General features: G+C 64.1%; 24 protein-coding genes. 14 read left to right on the top strand and 10 right to left on the bottom strand.

Annotation, left to right across the window (positions count from 1 at the left end; genetic code table 11):
* Nucleotides 1-113: 113 nt before the first annotated feature.
* Entirely contained in the window at nt 114-1,076 is a 963-nt protein-coding gene (mdh, locus tag N5A93_RS04595) for a malate dehydrogenase (protein ID WP_268953880.1), read from the top strand.
* A gap of 21 nt (nt 1,077-1,097) precedes the next feature.
* On the opposite strand, the gene N5A93_RS04590 is transcribed toward mdh, so the two are convergent.
* The gene (locus N5A93_RS04590) at nt 1,098-1,277 is read right to left on the bottom strand and encodes a hypothetical protein (RefSeq protein WP_268953879.1); all 180 of its coding nucleotides are present in this window, start codon (nt 1,275-1,277) and stop codon (nt 1,098-1,100) included.
* A gap of 42 nt (nt 1,278-1,319) precedes the next feature.
* Between N5A93_RS04590 and sucC the strand changes: the two genes are divergently transcribed.
* From sucC to lpdA, 6 genes are all read left to right on the top strand, one after another.
* Nucleotides 1,320-2,513 (top strand): ADP-forming succinate--CoA ligase subunit beta, encoded by a 1,194-nt coding sequence (gene sucC / locus N5A93_RS04585; RefSeq protein ID WP_268953878.1) that lies wholly within the window; start codon nt 1,320-1,322, stop codon nt 2,511-2,513.
* 59 nt (nt 2,514-2,572) lie between these two features.
* Complete coding sequence (gene sucD, locus N5A93_RS04580) at nt 2,573-3,457, top strand: succinate--CoA ligase subunit alpha (protein WP_268953877.1); 885 nt, start codon at nt 2,573-2,575, stop codon at nt 3,455-3,457.
* Nucleotides 3,458-3,713: 256 nt separating this feature from the next.
* Nucleotides 3,714-6,674 carry a 2-oxoglutarate dehydrogenase E1 component gene (locus N5A93_RS04575; protein WP_268953876.1) on the top strand — a complete coding sequence of 987 codons (2,961 nt, stop codon included), beginning with the start codon at nt 3,714-3,716 and terminating at the stop codon, nt 6,672-6,674.
* A gap of 3 nt (nt 6,675-6,677) precedes the next feature.
* The gene (odhB, locus tag N5A93_RS04570; RefSeq protein ID WP_268953875.1) at nt 6,678-8,228 is read left to right on the top strand and encodes a 2-oxoglutarate dehydrogenase complex dihydrolipoyllysine-residue succinyltransferase; all 1,551 of its coding nucleotides are present in this window, start codon (nt 6,678-6,680) and stop codon (nt 8,226-8,228) included.
* An 84-nt stretch (nt 8,229-8,312) separates the two neighbouring features.
* On the top strand, nt 8,313-8,708 hold the full coding sequence (locus N5A93_RS04565) for an MAPEG family protein (protein ID WP_268953874.1): 396 nt from the start codon (nt 8,313-8,315) through the stop codon (nt 8,706-8,708).
* Nucleotides 8,709-8,800: 92 nt separating this feature from the next.
* Entirely contained in the window at nt 8,801-10,189 is a 1,389-nt protein-coding gene (lpdA, locus tag N5A93_RS04560) for a dihydrolipoyl dehydrogenase (RefSeq protein WP_268953873.1), read from the top strand.
* Nucleotides 10,190-10,242: 53 nt separating this feature from the next.
* Here lpdA and N5A93_RS04555 read toward each other — a convergent pair whose 3' ends face one another.
* From N5A93_RS04555 to N5A93_RS04535, 5 genes are read right to left on the bottom strand one after another with little or no spacing between them, the layout of a single operon-like run.
* Nucleotides 10,243-10,716 (bottom strand): GNAT family N-acetyltransferase, encoded by a 474-nt coding sequence (locus N5A93_RS04555; RefSeq protein WP_268953872.1) that lies wholly within the window; start codon nt 10,714-10,716, stop codon nt 10,243-10,245.
* Between the two features lie 54 nt (nt 10,717-10,770).
* On the bottom strand, nt 10,771-11,385 hold the full coding sequence (locus N5A93_RS04550) for a pyridoxamine 5'-phosphate oxidase family protein (RefSeq protein ID WP_372920973.1): 615 nt from the start codon (nt 11,383-11,385) through the stop codon (nt 10,771-10,773).
* Nucleotides 11,369-12,103, bottom strand: coding sequence for a lysophospholipid acyltransferase family protein (locus N5A93_RS04545; RefSeq protein WP_268953871.1), 735 nt, complete (start codon nt 12,101-12,103; stop codon nt 11,369-11,371). Before N5A93_RS04545 ends, N5A93_RS04550 begins: the two co-directional genes overlap by 17 nt.
* Nucleotides 12,100-12,975: a cell division protein FtsX gene (locus N5A93_RS04540; protein WP_268953870.1), complete on the bottom strand. Its 876-nt coding sequence runs from the start codon at nt 12,973-12,975 to the stop codon at nt 12,100-12,102. Before N5A93_RS04540 ends, N5A93_RS04545 begins: the two co-directional genes overlap by 4 nt.
* A 26-nt stretch (nt 12,976-13,001) precedes the next feature.
* Nucleotides 13,002-13,679, bottom strand: a complete 678-nt coding sequence (locus N5A93_RS04535; RefSeq protein WP_268953869.1) for a cell division ATP-binding protein FtsE — start codon at nt 13,677-13,679, stop codon at nt 13,002-13,004.
* A 163-nt stretch (nt 13,680-13,842) separates the two neighbouring features.
* Here N5A93_RS04535 and N5A93_RS04530 point away from each other — a divergent pair, with 163 nt between their 5' ends.
* Complete coding sequence (locus N5A93_RS04530) at nt 13,843-14,691, top strand: zinc-ribbon domain-containing protein (RefSeq protein WP_268953868.1); 849 nt, start codon at nt 13,843-13,845, stop codon at nt 14,689-14,691.
* 57 nt (nt 14,692-14,748) lie between these two features.
* Here the strand turns inward: N5A93_RS04530 and N5A93_RS04525 are convergent, their stop codons facing one another.
* The 4 genes from N5A93_RS04525 to argH all read right to left on the bottom strand — a co-directional run bounded on the left by N5A93_RS04525 (nt 14,749) and on the right by argH (nt 20,339).
* On the bottom strand, nt 14,749-17,361 hold the full coding sequence (locus N5A93_RS04525; protein WP_268953867.1) for a TIGR02302 family protein: 2,613 nt from the start codon (nt 17,359-17,361) through the stop codon (nt 14,749-14,751).
* 37 nt (nt 17,362-17,398) lie between these two features.
* Nucleotides 17,399-18,664, bottom strand: a complete 1,266-nt coding sequence (gene lysA / locus N5A93_RS04520) for a diaminopimelate decarboxylase (RefSeq protein WP_268953866.1) — start codon at nt 18,662-18,664, stop codon at nt 17,399-17,401.
* 125 nt (nt 18,665-18,789) lie between these two features.
* A complete protein-coding gene (locus N5A93_RS04515) occupies nt 18,790-18,951 on the bottom strand; it encodes an argininosuccinate lyase (protein ID WP_268953865.1) in 162 nt (53 codons plus the stop codon).
* On the bottom strand, nt 18,948-20,339 hold the full coding sequence (gene argH / locus N5A93_RS04510; protein ID WP_268953864.1) for an argininosuccinate lyase: 1,392 nt from the start codon (nt 20,337-20,339) through the stop codon (nt 18,948-18,950). Before argH ends, N5A93_RS04515 begins: the two co-directional genes overlap by 4 nt.
* 22 nt (nt 20,340-20,361) lie before the next feature.
* Here argH and N5A93_RS04505 point away from each other — a divergent pair, with 22 nt between their 5' ends.
* The 6 genes from N5A93_RS04505 (at nt 20,362) to argB (ending at nt 26,307) form a co-directional block, all read left to right on the top strand.
* The gene (locus tag N5A93_RS04505) at nt 20,362-20,922 is read left to right on the top strand and encodes a TlpA family protein disulfide reductase (RefSeq protein WP_268953863.1); all 561 of its coding nucleotides are present in this window, start codon (nt 20,362-20,364) and stop codon (nt 20,920-20,922) included.
* Between the two features lie 222 nt (nt 20,923-21,144).
* Nucleotides 21,145-22,014 (top strand): tRNA 2-thiocytidine(32) synthetase TtcA, encoded by an 870-nt coding sequence (gene ttcA / locus N5A93_RS04500; RefSeq protein WP_268953862.1) that lies wholly within the window; start codon nt 21,145-21,147, stop codon nt 22,012-22,014.
* 120 nt (nt 22,015-22,134) lie between these two features.
* The gene (gene yidC / locus N5A93_RS04495; RefSeq protein ID WP_268953861.1) at nt 22,135-23,967 is read left to right on the top strand and encodes a membrane protein insertase YidC; all 1,833 of its coding nucleotides are present in this window, start codon (nt 22,135-22,137) and stop codon (nt 23,965-23,967) included.
* The gene (locus tag N5A93_RS04490) at nt 23,964-24,710 is read left to right on the top strand and encodes an MOSC domain-containing protein (RefSeq protein ID WP_268953860.1); all 747 of its coding nucleotides are present in this window, start codon (nt 23,964-23,966) and stop codon (nt 24,708-24,710) included. The genes yidC and N5A93_RS04490 overlap by 4 nt, the downstream gene beginning before the upstream one ends.
* Complete coding sequence (gene yihA / locus N5A93_RS04485) at nt 24,710-25,360, top strand: ribosome biogenesis GTP-binding protein YihA/YsxC (RefSeq protein WP_268953859.1); 651 nt, start codon at nt 24,710-24,712, stop codon at nt 25,358-25,360. Before N5A93_RS04490 ends, yihA begins: the two co-directional genes overlap by 1 nt.
* An 83-nt stretch (nt 25,361-25,443) precedes the next feature.
* The gene (argB, locus tag N5A93_RS04480; protein WP_268953858.1) at nt 25,444-26,307 is read left to right on the top strand and encodes an acetylglutamate kinase; all 864 of its coding nucleotides are present in this window, start codon (nt 25,444-25,446) and stop codon (nt 26,305-26,307) included.
* The last annotated feature ends 1 nt before the right edge of the window (nt 26,308 follow it).

Below are 26,308 nucleotides of genomic sequence, written 5' to 3'. Positions count from 1 at the left end.
CGCCCCCGGCCAGAAACAGCCCTTAATGCCCGCAAAGCGCGCCGGTCTTGCGCAAGCCGCAAATTGGGACTACCCCAAGCGCGGAAATTCCAACCGACCGGAGACAGAATCCAATGGCCAGACCCAAGATCGCCCTCATCGGCGCAGGACAGATCGGTGGCACCCTAGCCCACCTTGCCGCGCTGAAGGAACTGGGCGATGTCGTCCTGTTCGATATCGCCGAAGGCACCCCCGAAGGCAAGGCGCTCGACATCGCTGAATCCGGCCCCTCCGAAGGGTTCGACGCCCGCCTGAAGGGCACCCAGGATTATGCCGACATCGCAGGCGCCGACGTGTGCATCGTCACCGCCGGCGTGCCCCGCAAGCCGGGCATGAGCCGCGACGACCTTCTGGGCATCAACCTCAAGGTCATGAAATCCGTGGGCGAAGGCATCCGCGACAACGCCCCGGACGCATTTGTGATCTGCATCACCAACCCGCTTGACGCGATGGTCTGGGCGCTGCGCGAATTCTCGGGCCTGCCCCATGAAAAGGTCTGCGGCATGGCCGGCGTGCTGGACAGCGCCCGCTTCCGCCACTTCCTCAGCCTCGAATTCGACGTTTCGATGAAGGATGTCACCGCCTTCGTTCTGGGCGGCCATGGCGACACGATGGTTCCGCTGATCCGCTATTCGACAGTGGCCGGCGTGCCGCTGCCCGACCTTGTCACGATGGGCTGGACCACGCAGGACAAGCTCGATGCCATCGTTCAGCGCACCCGCGACGGCGGTGCCGAGATCGTCGGCCTGCTCAAGACCGGGTCGGCCTTCTACGCACCTGCCACCTCGGCCATCGAAATGGCCGAAGCCTATCTCAAGGATCAGAAACGCGTGCTGCCCTGCGCGGCCTATGTCGATGGCGCCTTCGGGCTGAACGGCTTTTATGTCGGCGTGCCCACCGTGATCGGCGCGGGCGGCGTCGAGCGCATCCTCGACATCAAGATGACCAAGGACGAACAGGCCATGTTCGACAAATCCGTCGACGCGGTCAAAGGCCTGGTGAAGGCCTGCAAGGAAATCGACAGCGCGCTCGCCTGATCCCGGGCAGCAATGATGCCATCATCGCGGCGCCCCTGCGGGGGCGCCGTTTTCATGACCTGCATTGATTCTTTTCAAACATGCGGAATCCAAGATATTTTGCTTTGTGATCACAGCAATAAATTGTGTGATCACAAAACCCTGAAAATTGCCCGAAATAGCCACCAACGGAAGAAAACGGTTTAAACCGGCGTCAAGCATGTGGGTATATCTGTCCTGATCGTAGCAAAACGGGACATTTTCATGAACATCCATGAGTATCAGGCGAAGGCCCTCCTTCGCTCTTACGGCGCCCCGGTCTCGGATGGCCGCGTCGTGCTGCGCGCGGAAGAGGCCAAGACCGCCGCGGGCGAACTCGACGGCCCCCTCTGGGTGGTCAAGGCCCAGATCCACGCGGGCGGCCGCGGCAAGGGCAGTTTCAAGGAACCCGGCGCGGGCGAAGCCGGCGGTGTCCGCCTCGCCAAGTCGGTCGAGGAAGCCGCCGAGGAAACCAAGCGCATGCTGGGCCGCACCCTCGTCACCAAGCAGACCGGCCCGGCCGGCAAGCAGGTGAACCGGATCTATATCGAAGACGGCTCCGGCATCGAAAAGGAATTCTACCTCGCGCTTCTGGTCGATCGCCAGACATCGCGCATCTCTTTCGTCGCCTCGACCGAAGGCGGCATGGATATCGAGGAAGTCGCCGAAAGCACCCCCGACAAGATCCTCAGCTTCTCGGTCGATCCCGCCACCGGCTACCAGCCGTTCCATGGCCGCCGGATCGCCTTCATGCTGGGGCTCGAGGGCGCGCAGATCAAGCAATGCGTCAAGCTGATGGGCATCCTCTATTCGCTGTTCCTGGAAAAGGACATGGAGATGCTGGAGATCAACCCGCTGATCCTGACCGACAAGGGCGATCTCAAATGCCTCGACGCCAAGATGAGCTTTGACTCCAATGCGATCTATCGCCACTCGGACATCGCCGAGCTGCGCGACACGACCGAAGAAGACCCCAAGGAACTCGAAGCCTCCAAATACGATCTGAACTATATCGCCCTCGATGGCGAGATCGGCTGCATGGTGAACGGCGCGGGCCTTGCGATGGCCACCATGGACATCATCAAGCTCTACGGCGCGGAACCGGCCAATTTCCTTGACGTGGGCGGTGGCGCCACCAAGGAAAAAGTGACCGAGGCGTTCAAGATCATCACCTCGGACCCGCAGGTCAAAGGCATCCTCGTCAACATCTTCGGCGGTATCATGCGCTGCGACGTGATCGCCGAGGGCGTGATCGCCGCCGTCAAGGAAGTCGGGCTCAAGGTGCCGCTGGTGGTGCGTCTCGAAGGCACGAATGTCGAAAAGGGCAAGGAAATCATCTCGAATTCCGGCCTCGACGTGATCGCCGCCGACGATCTCAAGGACGGCGCCGAAAAGATCGTGAAGGCGGTCAAAGGCTGACCCCCAGGGCGCGCAACCGCTGCGCGCCTTTCCCGGAATTTCCAAAGGAGAACGCCAAGATGGCAGTCCTCATCGACGAAAACACCAAGGTGATCTGTCAGGGCCTCACCGGCTCGCAGGGCACTTTCCACACCGAACAGGCGATCGCCTATGGCACCAGGATGGTCGGCGGCGTGACCCCCGGCAAGGGCGGCCAGACGCATCTTGACCTGCCGGTCTTCAACTCGGTCCACGAGGCCAGGCACCAGACGGACGCGAACGCGTCGGTGATCTATGTCCCGCCGCCCTTCGCCGCCGACTCGATCCTCGAGGCGATCGACGCCGAGATGGACGTGATCGTGTGCATCACCGAAGGCATCCCGGTTCTGGACATGATGCGCGTCAAGCGCGCGCTGGAAACCTCGAACTCAACATTGATCGGCCCCAACTGCCCCGGCGTCATCACGCCCGACGCCTGCAAGATCGGCATCATGCCCGGCCATATCCACAAGCGTGGCAAGGTCGGCGTCGTGTCGCGCTCGGGCACGCTCACCTACGAGGCGGTCAAGCAGACCACCGATGTGGGCCTTGGCCAGTCCACCTGCGTCGGCATCGGCGGCGACCCGATCAAGGGGACCGAACATATCGACGTGCTGGAATGGTTCCTTGCCGATGACGAGACCGAGGCGATCATCATGATCGGCGAAATCGGCGGCTCCGCCGAGGAAGACGCCGCCGAGTTCCTCGCCTCCGAACGCAAGAAGGGCCGCTGGAAACCCACCGCTGGCTTCATCGCCGGACGCACCGCACCTCCGGGCCGCCGCATGGGCCATGCGGGCGCCATCGTCGCCGGCGGCAAGGGCGGCGCCGACGACAAGATCGAGGCGATGAAATCCGCCGGGATCACCGTCGCCGACAGCCCCGCGACCCTGGGCGAGGCCGTTCTGGCCGCGATCAAGGGCTGACTATCACCGGGGTGGGCGGCATCACCGCCCACCCTTTCGCCCGGCGAAGCATCATGACGGACACCTGAGCGACAATCCGGGTTTCCCTCCTGCTGCTTCACCAGCCAGCTCGGAAAGGACGCGCGATGACGGATCAACCAAGAACGGCCTTTACCCGCGCCGCGCTCGCCATGCCGCGCCCCGGACACGGCCCGGACGCTGGTGACATCGGAATTGTCCAAATGACGGAGCACGCCACCCCGCGCGGAGAATGAACATGACAGAACAAAGCCCCAACGACCAGTTCCATGCCTCCTCCTTCATGCAGGGGCACAATGCCGAATATCTCGAACAGCTCTATGCGCGCTACGCCAACGACCCCAACGCCGTTGACGAGGCCTGGCAGGCGTTCTTTTCGCAGCTTGGCGATGGCGACAGCGACGTGCGCAAGGAGGCCGCAGGCCCCTCATGGGCACGCGCCGACTGGCCGCCCATGCCCAGCGACGACCTGACCAGCGCCCTCACCGGCGAATGGCCCCCCGAAATCGAAACCGCCAAGGCAGGCGAGAAGATTCGCCAGAAGGCCGCCGACAAGGGCGTCGAAATCTCGGATGAATCAGTCAAGCGCGCGGTGCTCGATTCCGTGCGCGCACTGATGCTGATCCGCGCCTACCGCATCCGCGGCCACCTGATCGCGCAGCTCGACCCCCTGGGCCTGCGCGATCATGGCTATCGCCCCGAGCTTGACCCGAAATCCTACGGTTTCACCGAATCCGACATGGATCGCCCGATCTTCATCGACAACGTCCTGGGCCTTCAGGTCGCCTCGATCCGCGAGATCCTCGAGATCGTCAAACGCACCTATTGCGGCACCTTCGCCCTGCAATACATGCATATTTCCGATCCCGAACAGGCCGCCTGGCTGAAAGAGCGGATCGAAGGCTACAACAAGGAAATCTCCTTCACGCGCCGGGGCCGCAAGGCGATCCTCAACAAGCTGGTCGAAGCCGAAGGGTTCGAGAAGTACCTGCATGTCAAATACATGGGGACCAAGCGCTTCGGCCTCGATGGCGGCGAAAGCCTGATCCCCGCGATGGAACAGATCATCAAGCGCGGCGGCAGCCTCGGGGTCAAGGAAATCGTCATCGGCATGCCGCACCGGGGCCGCCTCAGCGTGCTGGCCAACGTGATGGGCAAACCCTACCGCGCGATCTTCAACGAGTTCCAGGGCGGCAGCTTCAAACCCGAGGACGTGGACGGCTCGGGCGACGTGAAATACCATCTCGGCGCGTCGTCCGACCGCGAATTCGACGGCAACAAGGTCCACCTGTCGCTGACAGCCAACCCCTCGCATCTCGAGGCGGTGAACCCCGTTGTTCTGGGCAAGGTGCGCGCCAAGCAGGATCAGTTGAGCGACAGCGAACGCACCAGCGTCCTGCCCATTCTGCTGCATGGCGACGCGGCCTTCGCCGGTCAGGGCGTCGTGGCCGAATGCTTCGGTCTCTCGGGCCTCAAGGGACACAAGACCGGCGGCACCATGCATATTGTCGTGAACAACCAGATCGGCTTTACCACCTCGCCGCATTTCTCGCGCTCGTCGCCTTATCCGACCGACATCGCGCTGATGGTCGAGGCGCCCATTTTCCACGTCAATGGCGACGACCCCGAGGCCGTTGTCCACGCCGCCAAGGTCGCCACGGAATTCCGTCAGAAGTTCCAGAAGGACGTGGTAATCGACATCATCTGTTATCGCCGCTTCGGCCATAACGAGGGCGACGAGCCCATGTTCACCAATCCGGTGATGTACAACGAGATCAAGAAACACAAGACCACGCTCAGCCTTTACACCGAACGCCTTGTCGCCGACGGCCTGATCCCCGAAGGCGAGATCGAGGACATGAAGGCCGCCTTCCAGTCCTATCTCGCCGACGAGTTCGAGGCCGGCAAGGAGTACCGCCCCAACAAGGCCGACTGGCTGGATGGCAAATGGTCCCATCTCGACCGCAAGGACGAGGATTACCAGCGCGGCGAAACCGCCATCGCGCCCGAAACCTTCGAAGAGATCGGCAAGGCGCTCACCACCGCGCCCGATGGCTTTCCGCTGCACAAGACGGTTGGCCGCCTGCTCGAGTCCAAGAAGAAGATGTTCGACTCCGGCGAGGGCTTCGACTGGGCCACCGCCGAGGCGCTTGCCTTCGGCTCTCTTCAGCTTGAAGGCTACCCGGTGCGCCTCTCGGGTCAGGACAGCGCGCGCGGCACGTTCAGCCAGCGTCACTCAGCCCTGATCAACCAAGAGACAGAAGAACGGTATTACCCACTCAATCACATCCGCGAGGGTCAGGCCCGCTACGAAGTGATCGACTCCATGCTTTCGGAATACGCGGTGCTGGGGTTCGAATATGGCTACAGCCTCGCCGAACCCAACGCCCTGACCCTCTGGGAGGCGCAGTTCGGCGATTTCGCCAACGGCGCGCAGATCATGTTCGACCAGTTCATCAGCTCGGGTGAATCCAAGTGGCTGCGCATGTCGGGCCTCGTCTGCCTGCTGCCGCATGGCTACGAAGGCCAGGGGCCGGAACACTCCTCGGCGCGGCTCGAACGTTTCCTGACCATGTGCGGGGGCGACAACTGGATCGTGGCCAACTGCACCACCCCGGCCAACTATTTCCACATTCTGCGCCGGCAGCTGCACCGTACCTACCGCAAGCCGCTGATCATGATGACCCCGAAATCGCTCCTGCGTCACAAATTGGCGATCTCCAGGGCCGAGGATTTCACCAGCGGTTCCAGCTTCCACCGTGTGCTCTGGGACGATGCGCAATACGGCAATTCCGACACCAGGCTGAAACCCGATGACAAGATCCGCCGCGTGGTGATGTGTTCGGGCAAGGTCTATTTTGACCTGCTGGAAGAACGCGACAAGCGCGGCATCGACGATATCTACCTGATGCGGATCGAGCAGTATTACCCCTTCCCCGCCATGTCGATGGTCAAGGAACTGGAGCGATTCAAGCAGGCCGATATGATCTGGTGTCAGGAAGAGCCCAAGAACCAGGGCGCATGGCCCTTCATCGAACCCAATATCGAATGGGTGCTGCAACGCATTGACGCCAGGCACACCCGCCCCACCTATGCCGGCCGTGCGGCCGCCGCCTCGCCTGCCACGGGCCTGGCTTCTCAACACAAGGCACAACAAGAGGCGCTGGTCGATGCCGCGCTGACCATCGAAGGGAAATAACGCATGACCACAGAAGTTCGCGTCCCCACGCTCGGCGAATCCGTGTCCGAGGCCACCGTCGCCACCTGGTTCAAGAAACCCGGCGACTCCGTGGCGCAGGATGAAATGCTCTGCGAGCTGGAAACCGACAAGGTCACCGTCGAGGTTCCCGCACCCGCCGCCGGCACCCTGGGCGAGATCGTCGCCGCCGAGGGCGAGACCGTGGGCGTCGATGCCCTGCTCGCCACCATCTCCGAAGGCGAAGGCACCGCCCCCGCGCCCAAGGACAAGGCCAGGGCCAAGGATGACGGCGACAGCGCCGCCGCCGGGTCCGGCTCCGCCGAAAGCGCGCCCTCGGGCGAAAGCATCGACGTGATGGTGCCCACGCTTGGCGAATCCGTCTCCGAGGCCACGGTCTCGACCTGGTTCAAGCAGGTGGGCGACACCGTCGCCCAGGACGAAATGCTCTGCGAGCTGGAAACCGACAAGGTCTCGGTCGAGGTGCCCGCCCCGGCCGCCGGCACGATCGGCGAGATCCTCGCCGCCGAAGGCGACACGGTTCAGGCGGGCGGCAAGCTTGCCGTCATGACCTCGGGCGAAGGCGCCGCGCCCGCCGCCAGATCCGATGACGCCCCCGCCGCCGCTGCATCCTCGGGCGCGGCCTCGGGCAAGGATGTCGAAAACGCGCCCTCCGCCAGGAAGGCAATGGCCGAAAAAGGCCTCTCACCCGATCAGGTGCAGGGCTCGGGCCGCGATGGCCGGGTCATGAAAGAGGACGTGACCCGCGCCACCGCCGCCGCCGCATCCGCCACCGCCGCCAGCTCGGAACAGCCCGCGCCATCATCGCCGCGCGCCCCCGTCAGCGCCGAGGACGCAACCCGCGAGGAACGGGTCAAGATGACCCGTCTGCGCCAGACCATCGCGCGCCGCCTCAAGGACAGCCAGAACACCGCCGCCATGCTCACCACCTATAACGAGGTGGACATGGGCGCGGTCATGGACCTGCGCAACGAATACAAGGACGAGTTCCTCAAGAAACACGGCGTCAAGCTCGGCTTCATGTCCTTCTTCAACAAGGCCTGCTGCCACGCCCTCAAGGAGGTCCCCGAGGTCAACGCCGAAATCGACGGCACCGACATCGTCTACAAGAACTTCGTCCATATGGGCATCGCCACCGGTACCCCCACCGGGCTTGTCGTGCCGGTGATCCGCGACGCCGATTCCATGGGCTTTGCCGCGATCGAGAAAGCCATCGCCGAGAAAGGCGCCCGCGCCCGCGACGGCAAGCTCTCGATGGCCGAAATGCAGGGCGGCACCTTCACCATCTCGAATGGCGGGGTCTATGGCTCGCTGATGTCCTCGCCGATCCTCAACCCCCCGCAATCGGGGATCCTCGGGATGCACAAGATCCAGCAGCGCCCGATGGTCGTGAACGGCGAGATCGTCGCCCGCCCGATGATGTATCTGGCACTCAGCTACGACCACCGCATCGTCGACGGCAAGGGCGCCGTGACCTTCCTCGTGCGTGTCAAGGACGCACTCGAAGACCCCCGCCGCCTGCTGATGGATCTGTAACCGGGGCCGGGGTAAACCCCGGCCCGCTGTAGGGCGGGGTTCACCCCGCCCCACATACACCCCGCGCAATGGACCGCACCGCCAATGACCCCCGAACTCACCGCCCTCACCCTCGCAGCCCTGCTCCAGGTGGTGCAATACGGCCTCTACGCGGTGCCGGCGAATCTCGAACTGGGGCCGGGCTACACCATGGCCGCGCGCGATCGCGAGCCCTCCCGTCAGATGTCCGACGGCACCGCCCGTCTTGGCCGCGCCCTGAACAATCACTTCGAGGGGTTGATCCTCTTCACCATCGCCTGCGCGGTGATCTCCCTCACCGGCCAGTCCAGCAGCTTCACCACCGCCCTCGCCTTCACCTATCTGGGCGCGCGCGTGCTTTACATCCCCGCCTATTACCTCGGCCTTCGGCCCTGGCGCTCTCTCATCTGGGCCATCGGCTTCGTTGCAACGACGCTCATGCTGCTGGCGGCGCTTGTCTGATGCTTCTTCTGTTGTCAAATATCCCGGGGGAGTCGCCGGCACGGCGACGGGGGCAGCGCCCCCTTCCCCCATTCACGAAAGGACACTGACCCATGGCAAATTACGATGTCATCGTCATCGGCTCCGGCCCCGGCGGCTATGTCGCCGCCATCCGCTGCGCGCAGCTTGGCCTCAAGACCGCCTGCGTCGAGGGGCGCGAAACCCTTGGCGGCACCTGCCTCAACGTGGGCTGCATCCCCTCCAAGGCGCTCCTGCACGCCTCCCATCAACTCCATGAGGCACAGGAGAATTTTCCCAAGATGGGCCTCAAGGGCAAGGCGCCCTCGGTCGACTGGAAACAGATGCTCGCCTACAAGGACGACGTGATCGCCCAGAACACCAAGGGAATCGAATTCCTGTTCAAGAAGAACAAGATCGACTGGCTCAAGGGCTGGGGCTCGATCCCCGGGGCGGGCAAGGTCAAGGTCGGCGACGACGTGCACGAGGCCAAGAACATCATCATCGCCACCGGCTCGCAATCCTCCTCGCTGCCCGGCGTCGAGGTCGACGAGAAGATCGTCGTCACCTCCACCGGCGCGCTGGAACTGCCCAAGGTGCCAAAGAAAATGGTCGTGATCGGTGCGGGCGTGATCGGGCTGGAACTGGGCTCGGTCTATGCGCGCCTCGGCGCCGAAGTGACCGTGGTCGAATATCTCGACCACATCACCCCCGGCATGGATGGCGAGGTTCAAAAACAGTTCCAGCGCCTGCTCAAGAAACAGGGGCTCGATTTCATCCTCAATGCCGCCGTGCAATCGGTCGAAACGCTCAAGACCAAGGCCAAGGTGCAATACAAGCTGCGCAAGGACGACAGCGAACACACGCTCGACGCCGATGTCGTGCTGGTGGCCACAGGGCGCCAGGCCTTCACCGACGGGCTGGGGCTCGACGCGCTCAAGCTCAAGCTCTCGGATCGCGGCCAGATCGTGATCGATGACCGCTGGCATACCAATATCGAGGGTATCTACGCCATCGGCGACGCGGTCGCCGGGCCGATGCTCGCCCATAAGGCCGAAGACGAAGGCATGGCCGCCGCCGAAATCATCGCCGGCAAGCATGGCCATGTGAATTTCGATGTCATCCCCGGCGTGATCTACACCCATCCCGAGGTTGCCGCCGTGGGCAAGACCGAGGAACAGCTCAAGGCAGAGGGCCGCGCTTACAAGGTCGGCAAGTTCTCATTCATGGGCAATGGCCGCGCCAAGGCGAATTTCGCGGGCGACGGCTTCGTCAAGATCCTCGCCGACAAGGAAACCGACCGCATCCTCGGCGCGCATATCATCGGCCCGATGGCGGGCGACCTGATCCACGAAATCTGCGTCGCGATGGAATTCGGCGCCGCCGCCGAGGATCTGGCGATGACCTGCCATGCGCATCCCACCTATTCCGAAGCGGTGCGCGAAGCCGCGCTCGCCTGCGGCGACGGCCCGATCCACAGCTAGGACCGGCACGGATCGAATACGGGGCGTCCGAAGCAAGGTTCGGGCGCCTCGGGCTAGATCAGTTGCAGCTTCATGCCATGATGGCTCGCGCTGAACCCAAGCCGCTCGTAAAAGCGCAGCGCGTCGCCCCTTTGCCTGTCGGTCGTCAACTGCACCAGCCCGCAACCGCGCGCGCGGCATTGCTCGATCGCCCAGCCGAAAAACCGCGCGCCGATGCCGCGCCCGCGCAGATGCGCCGCAATACGCACACTTTCCAACTGCCCGCGCCATGCGCCCTTGCGCGACAGGCCGGGGATGAAGGTGATCTGCATATAGCCGATGACCTGCTCGTCGGCCTCCGCGACCGCCATCAACTGGTTGGGATCGCGCTCGATGGCGTCGAAGGCTGAAAGATATGCCGGTTCGACCCCGTGATCGACGCTTTCGCGACCACGCCCGATCCCATCATCCGCGATCAGTCCGACAATCGCCTCAAGGTCGGCGCGGCGGGCGGGCCTGAATATCACCGGTGCGGTCATCGCGGTCATTCTCCTGTCGCATCCGATGCGGCGTGAAGATAGTCACGCCGCGTTCGGCGCCTGTCACCAAAGCGACTTCATCGCGCGCTCGGGCCATTCGGCATCGTATTGCGCGCCGCCCTCCTCGCCGCCGCTCGCCTCGGCCAGCAGTTCACCCACCGTCGGCAGGCCCCTGCTGTCGTCACGCCCCCAGATCGCCGCACGGATCGAGGCGCGCGCGCATTGGGAATAGATCTCGCCGATCTTGATCACGATCACCGTTGCGGGCTGCTTGCCCTGACGGTTGAACATGGCCCTCAGCTGCGCATCCGCCGTGACCCGCGCCTGCCCGTTGATGCGCACCACCGTGTCCGATCCGGGCACCATGAACAACAGCGACACACGCCCGTCGCTCACGATATTACGCAATGAATCCAATCTGTTGTTGCCGCGCCAATCGGGCATCGCCAAGGTCCGGCTGTCCAGTTCACTCACCACCGGCCCATCCTCGCCGCGCGGGCTGCCATCGGTGCCCTCCGGGCCGACGGTGGACATGATGCAATAGCGCGATGCCGCGATCCACTTGCGGTAAAGCGGCGTCAGCTGCGTCGCCACCTTGCGCAGGCTGGCGGCGCCCGGTTTGCCATAATGCGATTCCAGCGTGGCGATATCGCCGATATATTCAATTTTCGGGATCAAACCCGGCCTCCCGCATCAATCTGTTGGACCCCGTCTCGACCTCGTCCTGCAAGCGCGCCATGAAGACCTCGCGCTCCAGCCCGCTTTCAAGACGCGGCAGGAATTCGACCACCGCCGTCCCCGGCTTGCGCATGATACCCTTGCGCGGCCAGAACAGACCGACATTCGCCGCCACCGGCACGCAGTCCTGCCCCAGCTCCTGGTAAAGAACGCCGGTGCCGACCTTGTAAGGCGCCTTGACGCCGGGCGCGATGCGCGTGCCCTGGGGATAGATGATCAGCTGCCCCGGCTCCTGACGGCCCTTGGCCACATCGGTCACCATCTTCCGGATTGCCTGGCTGCGCTTGCCCCGGTCGACCGGCACACAGCCGATCCGCAGCGCATATTGCCCGATCACCGGCGCCCACATCAGTTCGCGCTTCATGATGAACTTGCCCGCCGGAAGCGCACCGAAAATCAGGATGATATCCAGGAACGACTGGTGCTTGGCGGCGATCAGCACCTCATCGCGCGGCGGCGTGCCGCGCACTTCGGTGCGCAGGCCCACCATCCAGCGCGCGCTCCAGCGCACCCAGCGGCACCAGCTCTGGCAAGCAGTCAGCGCACCGCGGCGGCTGACCAGGGCCCAGGGAAAGAACAGGATCCCCATGACACCCATCATGACATAGATGTTGATCACGAAAATCAGCGATCGCGTCCATTGCAGCGCGTGGCTCATGGCAGATCCTTCAGCATCCGGCGCGCCGCCGCGCCCGTCGCCCAGAAGGCCACGCATGCCGCCAGCGGCGGCACCACCAGCGGCCAGATCCAGCTCAACCCCCGGAAACCCAGCCCGGTCAGGAACCCGCCTTCATCCTGCGCGGCGGGCAACAGCAGGATGGCCAGGCAACCCAGCACCATGCCCGCGCCCGCACCCGCCAAGGCCCGCAACGTGAAGCGCCGCACGAAGGCGCGCACGATATAGGCATCACGCGCACCGACCTGCCGCAAGACGCCGATCACCTGCGCATTCGCCGCCAGCGCCGCATTCGCGGCCAGCGTGATGATCGCCGCCGTCGTCGCTCCGATCAGCACCAGCGACACCCAACCCAGCAGCCGCAACCGGCTTGCGGCATTGACCAGCGGCCGCCGCCAGCGGGTATGATCGTCCAGCACCGCGCCCGGCACCTCGGCCGCCAGCCGCAAGCGCAACCCCTGCGCATCGAAACCCGGGCCTTCCTCGATCACCTCGATCAGCTGCGGGATGGGCAGCATGTCCACCGGCAGGTCCGGGCCGAACCACGGCTCCAGCAGCGCGCGCTGCTCGTCACTGTCGAGCGCACGGGCGCGCGCCACGCCGGTCGTGGTCTGCAATACCTTCAGCGCCGCCTGTGTCTGCGCCGCCAACTGCCCCTCGGGCGCCGAAATCCGCACCGTCGCACTGCGCGCCAGCTCATCGCCCCAACGGTCCGCCAGCCGCCCCGTCGCCAGCGACAGCGCCAGCGCGAACACCGCCAGAAACGCCATCGCCGCCGCGCTGAACAAGGTCAGCGTCGCCGTGAACCCCGTGGGCGGCACCACCCGGTCGGCCTGCGTGTCGCCGACCAACATCTCGCTTACCCTGCCAAGCTCAAGCTTCAAAGATCCGCCCCCGCAAGTTGCAACCGCCGGTTGGCGATCCGCAGCACCCGCGCCTGCACATGCACCTTCGCCGAGCGGATCAGCGCCAGATCATGCGTGGCGATCATGATCGTCTTGCCCATGCGGTTCAGCTCGATCAGCAGCCTGAGCAGACGCTGCGACATCTCCCAGTCGACATTGCCCGTGGGCTCATCCGCCAGCACCACGTCGGGCGACATGATCACAGCCCGTGCCAGCGCCGCGCGCTGGCGTTCGCCGCCCGACAATTCGGGCGGGTACGCCCTGGCCCGTTCGCTCAACCCGACCCAGGTGACAAGCTCCTTGAGATTGGCCGCCTCGCTCAACAGGTCGCGCCCCGACACCATCAGCGGAAGGGCGATATTGTCGGCCACGCTCATGTGATCCAGAAACTTGCAGTCCTGATGCACCACCCCGATCCGGCGCCGCGCCATGGCGATATCGTCGCGCTGCATCTCGCGCCGGTCAGTCCCGAACAGCCGCGCCGTGCCCGAAGTCGGCGTCAGCGCCCCGTAGCAAAGCTTCAGAAATGTCGTCTTGCCCGCGCCGGACGGACCGGTCAGAAAATGGAACGACCCCGGCTGAAGTTCCAGCGAGATATCACTCAACAGATCACCGCCGCCATAGCTGTAGGCCACGTTCTCAAGCTCGATCAAACCCGTCCCCTCCGCACACCCCGCCCTACATGCCTCAGAGGACACACATGTGCAATGTTTGCACGCGCCAAATCGTTTGACCTTTCGCTACAGGGCTTTAGCCCCTATGGTAAATGCAAAACAGACAGGCTGAAAACCGCCGGCGCGGCGACAGGTGTGGAATATGCGGCTGACTTGCCCGAATTGCGGCGCACAATACGAGGTGCCCGAAGAAGTGATCCCCGCAGCGGGGCGCGATGTGCAGTGTTCGAACTGCGGCGACACGTGGTTCCAGCACCATCCCGATCATATCCCTGAATCCACTGTTTCCGACGAACCCGGCGACGAGACCGCCACATGGGAGAGCGAAGCCGAATACGAGGCCGAGCCCGAACCGGCGCCGGAACCGGAACCCGTCGCGCAGCCCGAGCCCGATCTGCCTGAACCCGAACAACCCGACACGGGCGAGGCGGACGGCCCGACCCCGCCCCGCCGCGAGATCGACCCGGCGGTGCGCGACCTTCTGCGCGAAGAGGCCGAACGCGAGGCCCAGGCCCGCGCCGCCGAAAGCGCCGGTGACCTCGAAACCCAACCCGATCTCGGGCTCGACTCCCAATCACCCTCCAAAGATCTTCGCGGTCAGGAAGCCAGGGCGCGCATGGCCCGCCTGCGTGGCGAACCCGAGCCAAGCCCGACCGATCCCGGACCCAAGGAAGACATCGACCCGGATTCGCGCCGCAACCTGCTGCCCGATATCGACGAGATCAATTCTTCCCTCGAACACACGCCCGAACGCGACCAAGACATGTCCACCACAGATGCTGAACTGGCCCGGCAGGCGGGCGGCGGAGGCTTTCGTCGCGGGTTTCTCTGGGCGGTGCTTCTGTTTGTGATCCTGACCCTGCTTTACATCTTCGCGCCGCAAATCGCCGGGCTCTCGCCCGCGCTCGAAGGGCCGATGGCGATCTATGTGAACACGGTGAACGATCTGCGCATCCTTCTGCAACAGACGGTCCTGTCCTTCCTGCAATGACAATCCTGGCGGGTTGATCGCGGCGTCGCGTCCGGTCGTCCGACCGGTCGTACGGCCTCAGAACCGATCAAGCAGGCGCTTGAGGTAATCCAGTTCCACATCGGGGCGCTCGCCCTCGCCGGAACGGCGGCGGATCTCATCCAGCAATTCGCGCGCGCGGCGATAGACATCCTCGCCCTGCAAAAGCGAATCCTGCGTGCCGACCTGCCCGCCCTGACCGGCGCGCCGCCCCAGCGGGTCCGATTCCTGCTGACCGGCCTCACCACGGGCCTGGCCCTGGCCGCCCTGTTGCTGCTGCTGGTTCTCGGCCAATGACTCGCCAAGACTGCGCATCCCGTCACGCAGTGCTTCCATCGCTTCAGACTGTCGGTCCAGCGCCTCGGGCAGATCATCGCCACGCAGCGCCTGTTCGGCGCCGTCCATCGCGCGATCCGCCCTTTCCAGCGACTCGCGCGCCGCGTCTCCGGCCTCGCCGCCGCCGGGCAGGTTGCCCCTCTGGCGCTCCAGTTCCTCGCGCAGCGCCTGCTGGCGGTCGGCCAGCGACCCCGACCCGCCATCCTCGGCCTGGCGCTGGCCATCGCCTTGGCCCTGCTGGCCCGGCTGGCTGCCCTGGCCCTCGCCCTGCTGGCCCTGCGGCTGGTGGCCCTGGCCCTGGCCCTGACCGCCATCGCGCCCCTCGTTACCCTGGCTTTCGCCCGCCTGCGCATCGGGATTGAACTGTTCCTGAAGGCCGCGGAACGCTTCATCCGACAGACCCTGCTGATTGCGCAATGTCTCGGCCAGCCCCTCCATGGCCTGCTCGCCGGGGTTCTGGCCCTGCTGCCCACTCTGACCTTCGGTGACGCGCATGTTCTCCATCATCTGCTGGAACTGCTCCAGCGCTTCCTGCGCCTCGGCCATGCGGCCCTGTTCCATCAGCTCCTGGATGCGGTCCATCATGTCCTGCAGATCCTGCTGGGTCATCTGCATGGCATTGTCGGGCATCTCTTGCGGTTCGCCGCCGTTCTGCTGGTTCTCGCGCTGCGCCTGCTGCATCTTCTGGCGCATGAAATCATCGGTGGCGTCGCGCAGCTCCTGCATCAGGCGCGCGATCTCTTCCTCGCTGGCGCCGTTCTTCATCGCTTCGCTCAGCCGCTCCTGCGCCGCGCGCATCCGCTCCAGCGCATCGCCGATATCGCCCTCTTCCAGAACCAGCGCCAGATCCCACAGCGCCTCGGCGATCCCGTCCTGCGCCTCGCTGTCGAGGCTGTCATGACGCACCAGCGTCTCCAGCCGCCGCAGGATCACCCGCAGCCGCAGATAAGCGGTTTCGGACCGGAACAGCCCCGGATCGGGCTGATACGAGACCGCCCTCAGCACCTGCGCAACCCGTTTGCCATTCGCCTTCGCCCATAGCAGGTCGCGGCGCTGTTCGATCACCGCCGCCGCCAGCGGATCAAAGAACCGCCGCGCGGGCAGCTTCATCTTTTCTGGCGCGCTCTGTCCCGCCTGGTCGCGCGCATCGCGCACCTCCAGTTCCAGCGTGACCGGCAGATGCGCCCAGGGGTGCTGCGACAGGTTCTCGATCAATGTCTCGGTGAACTCCGCCCGGTCGCCGGTGATCGGCATCGGCAAATCCAGTTCGATCGCTTCACGCGGGTCGGGCTCGGTGGTCAGCCCGTGGCGGCGCTCCAGCTCATCCATGTCCAGCCGAAAGACGGCCCTGCCCCCGGTCACGCCGTGATCATCCTTTGCCCTGAATGGCTGGCTCATCTGCCCGTCAAAGGTGGTCTCGGCGCCGTCTTGCAGAACCTGCACGCTTGGCGCGTTGTCCGGCAGGGCGGTGATCTCCCAGCTTTGCCCGCCCGGACCGTCGATCGACAATGTCCCGTCATGCGCGATATCAAAGCCCTGCTCGGAGCTCGTAGCAGGGTCCAGTTCACCACTGCGCCCCGATACGGTCTCGGCCACGCTCAACGCGCCGACCTCGCCATAAAGACGCAAGGTGACACGGCTGCCCAGCGGTGCTGCGATCTCGCCTTTCTGATCGTTGAGATAGAGACTCGGCAGCCCGGTATAGGCGGGCGGTTCGATCCAGCCCTCCCAGGCCGGTCCGGTTGCCAATGCCGCACCGCCACCCGGCGCCATCCCGGCCACCGTGCCGACCCGCCAGATCGACCCGAACAACAGCGCCACTACCAGCCCCAGCAGCGCGACGTAGCGCAGCCCGAAAGGATCGCGCGACGACAGCCGCAAGTCGGGCTCGACGGCGCGCGCGCGCGCCGCGCGCTCGGCCATGCGCTGCTGATGCGCGCGCCACAGCGCTTCGGACCCGGTATCGCCCATGCCCACTGCCTGCGCATCGGCCAGCGCCGACAGCGGATGCCCCGGCAGGCTGTCATCGATCCGCGCCAGCGCGGCCTCGCGCGTGGGCCAGCGAAACGCCCGAAAGCCCTGAACGGCGAACACCAAGAACGCCAGCAGCGTGACCACCATCGCGCCCCACACCGCTTCCAGCGGCATCAGGTCATGCAGGCCCAGCAAAAGCACCGCCGCCACTGCGGCCACCAGCGACCACAACGGCCAGAAGGCGCGCACGATCCGCTCCGCGATCAGACCCGCCCAGGTCAGGGTCAGGGGCCGCCGCAGCCGGTTCAGCACCGGGGTCAGGGGTGAGGATTGCCTCGCCATGCTCCGTTTTGCTCCGGGGCGTGACGCGCCCATCGCGTCACAGCCATTCGGGGATGGTATCTCGATTTATGATCTCGTCAAAGCTCGGCCTTGCCCGGATGACGGCGAATTGTTGCTTATGCACCAGGACTTCGGGCACGAGAGGGCGCGTATTATACTCGCTCGCCATCACCGCGCCATAGGCGCCCGCGCTGCGAAACGCCACCAGATCGCCCGCCGCCAGCGGCGGCAACATCCGCTCCTTGGCAAAGGTATCGCCCGATTCGCAGACCGGCCCCACCACGTCATAGGGCGCCTGCTCAGTCCCCGGCCGGGGTTCCCTGACCGGCACGATATCGTGATAGGCATCATACATGGCCGGGCGGATGAGATCATTCATCGCCGCGTCCAGAATCAGGAAATCGCGCCCCTCGCCGGACTTGAGGTAAATCACCTCGCTCACCAGGATCCCGGCATTGCCGGCCACCAGCCGCCCCGGCTCGATTTCAAGCTCACAGCCCAGATGCCCCAACGTGTCCTTGATCAGCTGGCCGTATTCGGTGGGCAGCGGCGGCGCCTCGTTCGAGCGGGTATAGGGAATGCCCAGCCCCCCGCCCAGATCGAGCCGCCTGATGTCATGCCCGTCATCGCGCAGCACCTGTGTCAGTTCCGCGACCTTCTCATAGGCCTGCCGGAACGGCTCCAGATCGGTCAGCTGGCTGCCGATATGCACGTCGATCCCAACCACTTCCAGGCCCGGCATGGCGGCCGCCTCGGCGTAAACCTCGCGTGCCCTCGCGATCGGAATGCCGAACTTGTTCTCGCTCTTGCCGGTGGCGATCTTGGCGTGGGTCTTCGCGTCGACATCGGGGTTCACCCGCACCGTGATCGGCGCGCGCAGACCGAGCGACAGTGCCACCTCATTGAGCGCCGCCATCTCTGGCTCGCTCTCGACATTGAACTGCCGGATCCCGCCTTCCAGCGCCTGGCGCATCTCGTCTCGTGTCTTGCCGACGCCCGCGAACACGATCCGCTCGCCCGGCACGCCGGCCGCGCGGGCGCGGGCATATTCCCCGCCCGAGACCACGTCCATCCCGGCGCCCAGCGCCGCCAGCGTCTTCAGGATCGCCTGGTTGCTGGCCGCCTTCATGGCGTAGCACACCAGATGATCGGTGCCCGCCAGCGCCTCGTCGAACAGGCGGAAATGGCGGCTCAGCGTCGCGGTGGAATAGCAATAGAACGGCGTGCCCACCGCGGCCGCGATCTCGGCCACCGGCACATCCTCGGCATGCAGCGCCCCGTCACGGTAGAGAAAATGATCCATGCTTGCGCTCCCGCCTTCATGCCGCCCCACAAAGCCGACATCTGCCATTTCGCGCAGATCGTCCCGGCTTCATCGTTCCGAAAATACTCGTGTCACCCACGCCCGAACGTGGGTACGGGAACGCCCTAAAGGGCCGCACCCGCATGCACGCTGACACGGCCACTGATCCAGTCCGCGCGGCTGTCGTCCTTGCTGACGTTCTCGTTCTTGATCGGGCGGATCGGCGGCCCGTCGGCGCCGCATCCCGCCAGCATCGACAGCGCCAGCACACTCAGCATCCATTTCATTTCAGCATCTCCTTCCAGCGTGCGATCTGCGCGCGCACCTGTTCTGGTGCCGTGCCGCCATAGCTCATCCGCGACGCCACCGAATTATGCACACCCAGCACATCATAGACCGACGCATCGATTTCGCCATGCACCGACTGCATCTCCTCAAGGCTCAGATCCGGCAGGTCGCAGCCCTTCGCCTCGGCCATCGCCACAAGGCTGCCGGTGACGTGATGCGCCTCGCGGAACGGCATGCCCAGAACCCGCACCAGCCAGTCGGCCAGATCAGTCGCCGTGCTGAAGCCGTTGCCCGCTGCCGCCTCCAGCGCGGCGCGCTGCGGGGCCATGTCGCGCACCATGCCCTCCATCGCCGCCAGCGCCAGCATCAGGTTGTCGGCGGCATCGAACACCTGTTCCTTGTCCTCCTGCATGTCCTTGGAATAGGCCAGCGGCAGACCCTTCATCACCGTCATAAGCGCGACATTCGCGCCGAAAATCCGCCCGATCTTGGCGCGGATCAATTCGGCGGCGTCGGGGTTCTTCTTCTGCGGCATGATGCTCGACCCGGTGGAAAACCGGTCCGACAGCGCCACGAACCGGAACTGTGCCGACGACCAGATCACCAGCTCCTCGGCAAAGCGGCTCAGATGCATCGCACAGATGCTGGCCGCCCCCAAAAACTCCAGCGCGAAATCCCGGTCGCTCACCGCATCCAGCGAATTCGCCGAAGGCCGGTCAAACCCAAGTTCCTTCGCCGTCATCTCGCGGTCGATGGGAAAACTGGTGCCAGCCAGCGCCGCCGCTCCCAGTGGGCATTCGTTCATCCGCACCCGCGCATCGCGCACCCGCCCCAGATCGCGGGCGAACATCTCGACATAGGCCATCATGTGATGGCCCCAGGTGACGGGCTGCGCGGTCTGCAAATGGGTGAATCCCGGCATCACCCAATCCGCCCCCGCCTCGGCCTGCCCCAGGAGCGCGCCGATCAGCGCCTTCAGCCCGGCTTCGGTGGCGTCCAGCTGGTCGCGCACCCAGAGGCGGAAATCCGTCGCCACCTGGTCATTGCGCGACCGCCCCGTATGCAGGCGCCCCGCCGGTTCGCCGATGACCGCCTTCAGCCGCGCCTCCACATTCATGTGGATGTCTTCCAGCGCGGTGGAAAATTCGAACCGCCCCTCCTCGATCTCTGACAAGACCGTGAGCAGCCCTTCCCTCATCGCCTCGGCATCACTATCACTGATGATACCCGTTGCCGCCAGCATGGCGGCATGGGCACGCGAGCCGGCGATATCCTGTGCCGCCAGCCGCCTGTCGAATCCGATCGAGGCGTTGATCGCCTCCATGATCGCATCCGGCCCGGCGGCAAAGCGGCCGCCCCACATCTGGTTCGAGGTCGTGTCAGTCATGTCTCAGCCCTTCGGAGGGAAAATGAACTTCATTCGTTTCGTCATCCTTTATATGGCGCTCGCACTCGGTGCAAACGCCGCCATCGCCGATAATTCCGCGCTCGAGGCCCTGCGCGAAGGCGACATGAAGAAACTGACCTTTCACAGCAGCCCACAGGCGGTATCCCAAACCCCCTTCGAACATGCCGATGGCGGCACCGGCACACTGGCCGACTTTCAGGGCAAGCATGTCGTGCTGAACTTCTGGGCCACCTGGTGCGCACCCTGCCGCAAGGAAATGCCCATGCTCTCCGAGTTGCAGACCGAACTGGGCGGCGACACCTTCGAGGTCGTGACCCTCGCCACCGGACGCAACGCGCCCCCGGCAATGAAGAAGTTCTTTGAAGAGATCGGCGTCGACAACCTGCCCCTCCACCGCGACCCCAAGAGCGCCATCGCACGCGAGATGGGCGTCTTCGGTCTGCCCATCACCGTGATCCTCGACCCCGAGGGGCAGGAGATCGCCCGCCTTCAGGGTGACGCGCATTGGAACTCGGATAGTGCCAAGGCGATCCTCGCCGCGCTGATCTCGGGCGGGTCCTGATTCGACGGCCCCTTGCCCCGCCCCGCCGCGCCCCGTCGGTCGCGGTCGCTGCGGGGGTGGGCATCGCGCGGCCATTTACAGCCCCGGAAACGGCCAAGATACGGGTTTTGTACAAGTTCTCGGCGCGGTCGCCCGGTTCCGGTACAAAACCCGCGTACAAAACGGACGTTTTGTACGCATGCAATCCTTGCCGCAGGGGCATGAATTCCCTAAAGCCTGCCCATGCTCGACGACGTAAAAGATATCCATCCGCTTTTTTCCGGTGCCCCTTCGGGCACCGAGTTCAAGAAGCTTCGTAAACGCATCGTGCGCCAGGCCCGCGAGGCGATAGAGCAATTCGGGATGGTCGAAAAAGGCGCCCGCTGGCTGGTCTGTATGTCGGGCGGCAAGGACAGCTACACGCTCCTCGCCGTGCTGCATGAATTGCAATGGCGCGGCTTGCTGCCGGTCGATATTCTGGCCTGCAATCTCGATCAGGGACAACCCGGCTTCCCGGCCACCGTGCTGCCTGAATTCCTTGAAAAAATGGGGGTTCCGCACCGGATCGAATATCAGGACACCTATTCCATCGTGGTCGACAAGGTGCCGCAGGGCCGGACATACTGCGCGCTTTGTTCCCGTCTTCGGCGCGGCAATCTCTATCGGATCGCCCGCGAAGAGGGCTGTTCGGCGGTGGTTCTGGGCCATCATCGCGACGACATTCTCGAGACGTTTTTCATGAACCTCTTTCACGGCGGGCGGCTGGCAACCATGCCGCCCAAGTTGCTGAATGAAGAGGGCGATCTTCACGTTTGTCGCCCTCTTGCCTTCGTGGCCGAGGCCGATTGCGAAAAGTTTGCGAAATCAATGAATTACCCCATCATTCCCTGCGACCTCTGCGGGTCTCAGGACGGTTTGCAGCGCCAGCAGGTCAAACAGATTCTCGACGGCTGGGAAGCCAACTCTCCCGGTCGCCGACAGGTCATGTTCCGCGCCCTGATGAACGCCCGCCCCTCCCATCTCCTCGACCCGAAACTCTTTGATTTCATGGGCCTGGCCCGCGGCGCCCCCCCCGAGGATGCCAATCCGGACGCCTTGCCGCGCTTGCGCTGAATGGCCTTCATCGCTCATCCCGGGACGACTCGCGCCCCTGTTTTCCCTGAATCCCCTTGACCTTTGGCCGCTCACTCTGTTGAACCGCGGTGACTGCAAACATACGGGTGGCTCCCTTCGATGAATGATCAGAACAAGAACCTAATCCTCGCGACCGCGCTGAGCTTCATCGTCATCCTTGTGTGGTTCGTCCTGTTCCCCCCGCCCGAGCCCTCGGAAGACAACTTGACCGCCCCTGAAACCGTTCAGGGCGAAGGCCCGTTGACCGATACGGCAAGCGCCCCGGCCACCGCCGCGCCCCCCGCCGCAACCGGCGAGGCACCCGCGGCATCCGCCACCGCTGCCGAGTCCGAAGCCTCAGACGCGCCGCGCATTCCGATCACGACCCCCAGCCTGAAAGGCGCGATCTCGCTTGAAGGCGGGCGCATCGACGACCTGGCCCTGCGCAACTACCGTGAAACGCTCGAACCCGACGCAGACATCGTCACGCTGCTTTCCCCCGTCGGCAGCAGCCACCCTTATTATGCGCTGTTCGGCTGGGCGCCCGGCCAGGGCCTCACACCCGAGACCGTCCCCGGCGCGAACACCATGTGGGAGGTTGAGTCCGGCGATGAACTGACACCCGACTCGCCCCTCACACTGGTCTGGGACAATGGCGAAGGCCTTATTTTCAGACGCGAAATCAGCGTCGACGAAAAGTTCATGTTCAACATCACCCAATCGGTCGAGAACACCGGCAATGCCGATACCACGCTTGCGCCCTACGGTATTCTGGCCCGTCATGGCGAACCCGTGGATTTGAAGAACTTCTTCATCCTTCACGAAGGCGGCATCAGCATGGTCGATGGCGAACTGTCCGAGATCGACTATGACGATTTCGAGCCTGCCACCACGCATACACCCGTTTCCGTTGCCCAGACCGGCTGGACCGGCTTCACCGATCACTACTGGATGACGACGCTGATACCTGCCGAAGGTAACGCCCAATTCACCACCTTCGAAGACACCCGCCGCAACATCTATCAGACCACGGCCAAGCAAAGCACGAAAACGCTTGCGCCGGGCGAGATCGTCACCGTCTCCACCCGCCTCTTCGCCGGGGCCAAGGAATGGGACACAATTCGCGATTACCAGAACGAGCAGGGGATCGACCGTTTTCTCGACTCCATCGACTGGGGCTGGTTCTTCTTCCTGACCAAGCCGATCTTCGCCGTGCTGCATTGGCTGAACGCCACATTCGCCGGAATGGGGCTGGTCGGCTCGATGGGCTGGGCGATCATCGCGCTGACGCTGCTGATCAAGGCGCTGCTGATGCCGCTGGCGTATAAATCCTACGTCTCGATGGCCAAGATGAAGGAGCTCCAGCCGCAGATGGAGAAGATCAAGGAATCCGCTGGCGACGATCGCCAGAGGCTTCAGAAAGAGATGATGGAACTTTACAAGAAGGAAAAGGTGAACCCGGCCTCGGGCTGCTTGCCGATCCTTCTGCAAATCCCGATCTTCTTCTCGCTCTACAAGGTGATCTTCGTCACGCTCGAACTGCGCCACGCGCCATGGATCGGCTGGATTCGCGATCTTTCGGCGCCGGACCCATCTTCGATATATAACTTCTGGGGTATCCTGCCCTGGGGCACGCCTGAACCCGGTTCGATCATGGCGCTTATTTTCATCGGTATCCTGCCACTGCTTCTGGGGGTCTCGATGTGGCTTCAGCAGAAGCTGAATCCGGCACCCACCGACCCGACGCAGCAGATGATCTTTGCCTGGATGCCCTGGGTGTTCATGTTCATGCTGGGCAGCTTTGCCAGCGGGCTGGTGATCTACTGGATCGCCAACAACACGATCACCTTCATGCAGCAATACCTGATCATGCGTAGCCAGGGTTACAAACCCGATGTCCTCGGAAACATCCTGTCCAGCCTGAAGCGCAAGCCGAAGCCGGATCAGAAATGACGGGGCGGGTCACCGGCCTTTGGCGCCACCCGATCAAGGGCCATGGGCGCGAGACCCTTGAACGGGTCACCATGACCGAAGGCCGGACCATGCCATGGGATCGCCGGTGGGCCGTCGCGCACGAGCTGTCCAAGGCGGACAACAGCGCTTGGTCCCCTTGCGCCAATTTCTCGAGCGGGGCCAAGGTCGGTGCGCTGATGGCGATTGACGCCCGCGTCGACGAGACCACAGGCATGGTCACGCTCAGCCATCCGGAGCTACCCGACCTCGCCTTCGATCCCGATCGCGAGCAGTATGCGTTCCTGGATTGGGTGCGCCCGCTGATGCCAAAGAACCGCGCGCAATCGACGCGGATCCTGCGGGTTGAGGGACGGGGCATGACCGACACGGATTACCCCTCGATCAGCCTGATCAACACCGCCTCAAACGATGTCATGAATGACACCATGGAGCAGGATATCTCGGCCCTGCGCTGGCGTTGCAATATTCATGTCTCGGGCTTCGCCGCCTGGGAGGAATTCGAATGGGTCAGGAGGTCGATCCGCGTCGGCGGTGTTGAGCTTGCCATACGCGAACCGATCCGCCGGTGCCTCGCCACCACGGCCAATCCGGCCACCGGCGAACGCGATGCCGACACGCTCGGCACGCTCAATAACCGCTTTGGCCATCAGGATTTCGGTGTCTATGGCGAGGTCGTCAAAACCGGCGAGATCGCGCTTGGCGATCCGGTCGAGGTGCTGTGATGGCGCTTCCGTTTCCTGTTGCCGACGCGCCAGACGAGATCATCTCCGAGCGTGGCCGCAAGCTCTTTGCCGGCCCGGTCGAGTTCCTGAAAGGGGTCGTCGCCATGTCCGGTCTTCCGGAAAGCGACCGAATCGAGGTCTGCTTCGCGGGTCGCTCGAATGTCGGAAAAAGCTCTCTTATCAATGCACTGACGGGGCGAAAGGCGATCGCGCGGGCCTCGAACACACCGGGACGCACACAAGAGATCAACTATTTCACCCTGGGCGAAGATCACTACCTCGTCGACCTGCCCGGTTATGGCTATGCCAACGCACCGCTGGACAAGGTCGCGACGTGGCAGGCCCTGCTTAAGCGGTATCTCTCGGGGCGCCAGAACCTGCGCCGCGCCTTCGTGCTGATCGACGCGCGCCACGGGATCAAGGCGGTGGACGAGGAGATCATGAGCCTCCTCGACAGCGCCGCCGTCACCTTTCAATGCGTGCTAACCAAGGCCGACAAGATCAAGACCGCCGAGCGCGACAAGGTGCTCGATCAGGTGCGCGGCAAGCTTGCCGCGCACCCCGCCGCCTTCCCTGAACTGATCCTGACCTCCAGCGAGAAAGGCGAGGGTATCGCCACGCTGCGCGCGGTGATCGCCACGCTGGAATAGGCGATCCGCCAACGCGGGCAGGAAAATCTCTTGAAGGTGGGCGCGCTTACGGGGATAACCCGCTGGACCTGAGGATCGGCAAGATGAAGAAACGTCAGATGAACCGCGACTGGATCGCCACTGCCCGCACCCTTTCCGAAGCGCTGCCTTATCTGCAACGCTATGATGGCGCTGTCGTCGTGATCAAGCTTGGCGGCAACGCCATGGGCAGCGACGAGGCGATGGATACCTTCGCGCGCGACGTGGTGCTGATGCAGCAGGTCGGGGTCAATCCGGTGATCGTTCATGGCGGCGGGCCGATGATCAACCAGATGCTCGACAAGCTCGACATCAAATCGGATTTCGTGGGCGGGAAAAGGGTGACCGACGAGGCCACCATCGAAGTCGTCGAAATGGTCCTCTCGGGCCTTGTAAACAAGCGGATCGTGCAGGCGATCAACGCGCAGGGCGGCAAGGCCGTCGGCCTTTCCGGGAAGGATGCGAGCCTGATCACCTGCGATCCGGCCGATCCGGCGCTCGGGCTTGTCGGCAATCCTTCCGAGATCGACACCTCGATCCTGCACACCTTGTTCAACGACGACGCGATCCCGGTGATCGCGCCGCTTGGCGCGGGCCGGAATGGCGAGACGTTCAACATCAACGGCGACACCGCGGCCGGTGCGATCGCGGCAGCTCTGAAGGCGGATCGCCTTCTTTTGTTGACCGATATCGACGGAGTGCGGGATGATAGCGGCGAGGTCGTGACCGAGCTCACCGCCGACCAGATCCGCCAGATGACGCGGGAGGGGACGATCTCGGGGGGGATGATACCCAAGACCGAGACCGCCTTGGCGGCGATCGACGGGGGGGTGCGCGCGGTGGTCATTCTGGACGGGCGGGCGCCGAATGCGGTGTTGCTGGAACTTTACACCGAGCATGGCGCAGGGTCGCTGATCCGGCCAAGATAGG

The organism is Roseovarius salincola (assembly GCF_026891095.1).
Classification (GTDB): Bacteria; Pseudomonadota; Alphaproteobacteria; order Rhodobacterales; family Rhodobacteraceae; genus Roseovarius; species Roseovarius salincola.
Note: the sequence above shows the minus strand (reverse complement) of the source record. Positions and strands in the feature narration are given on the sequence as shown.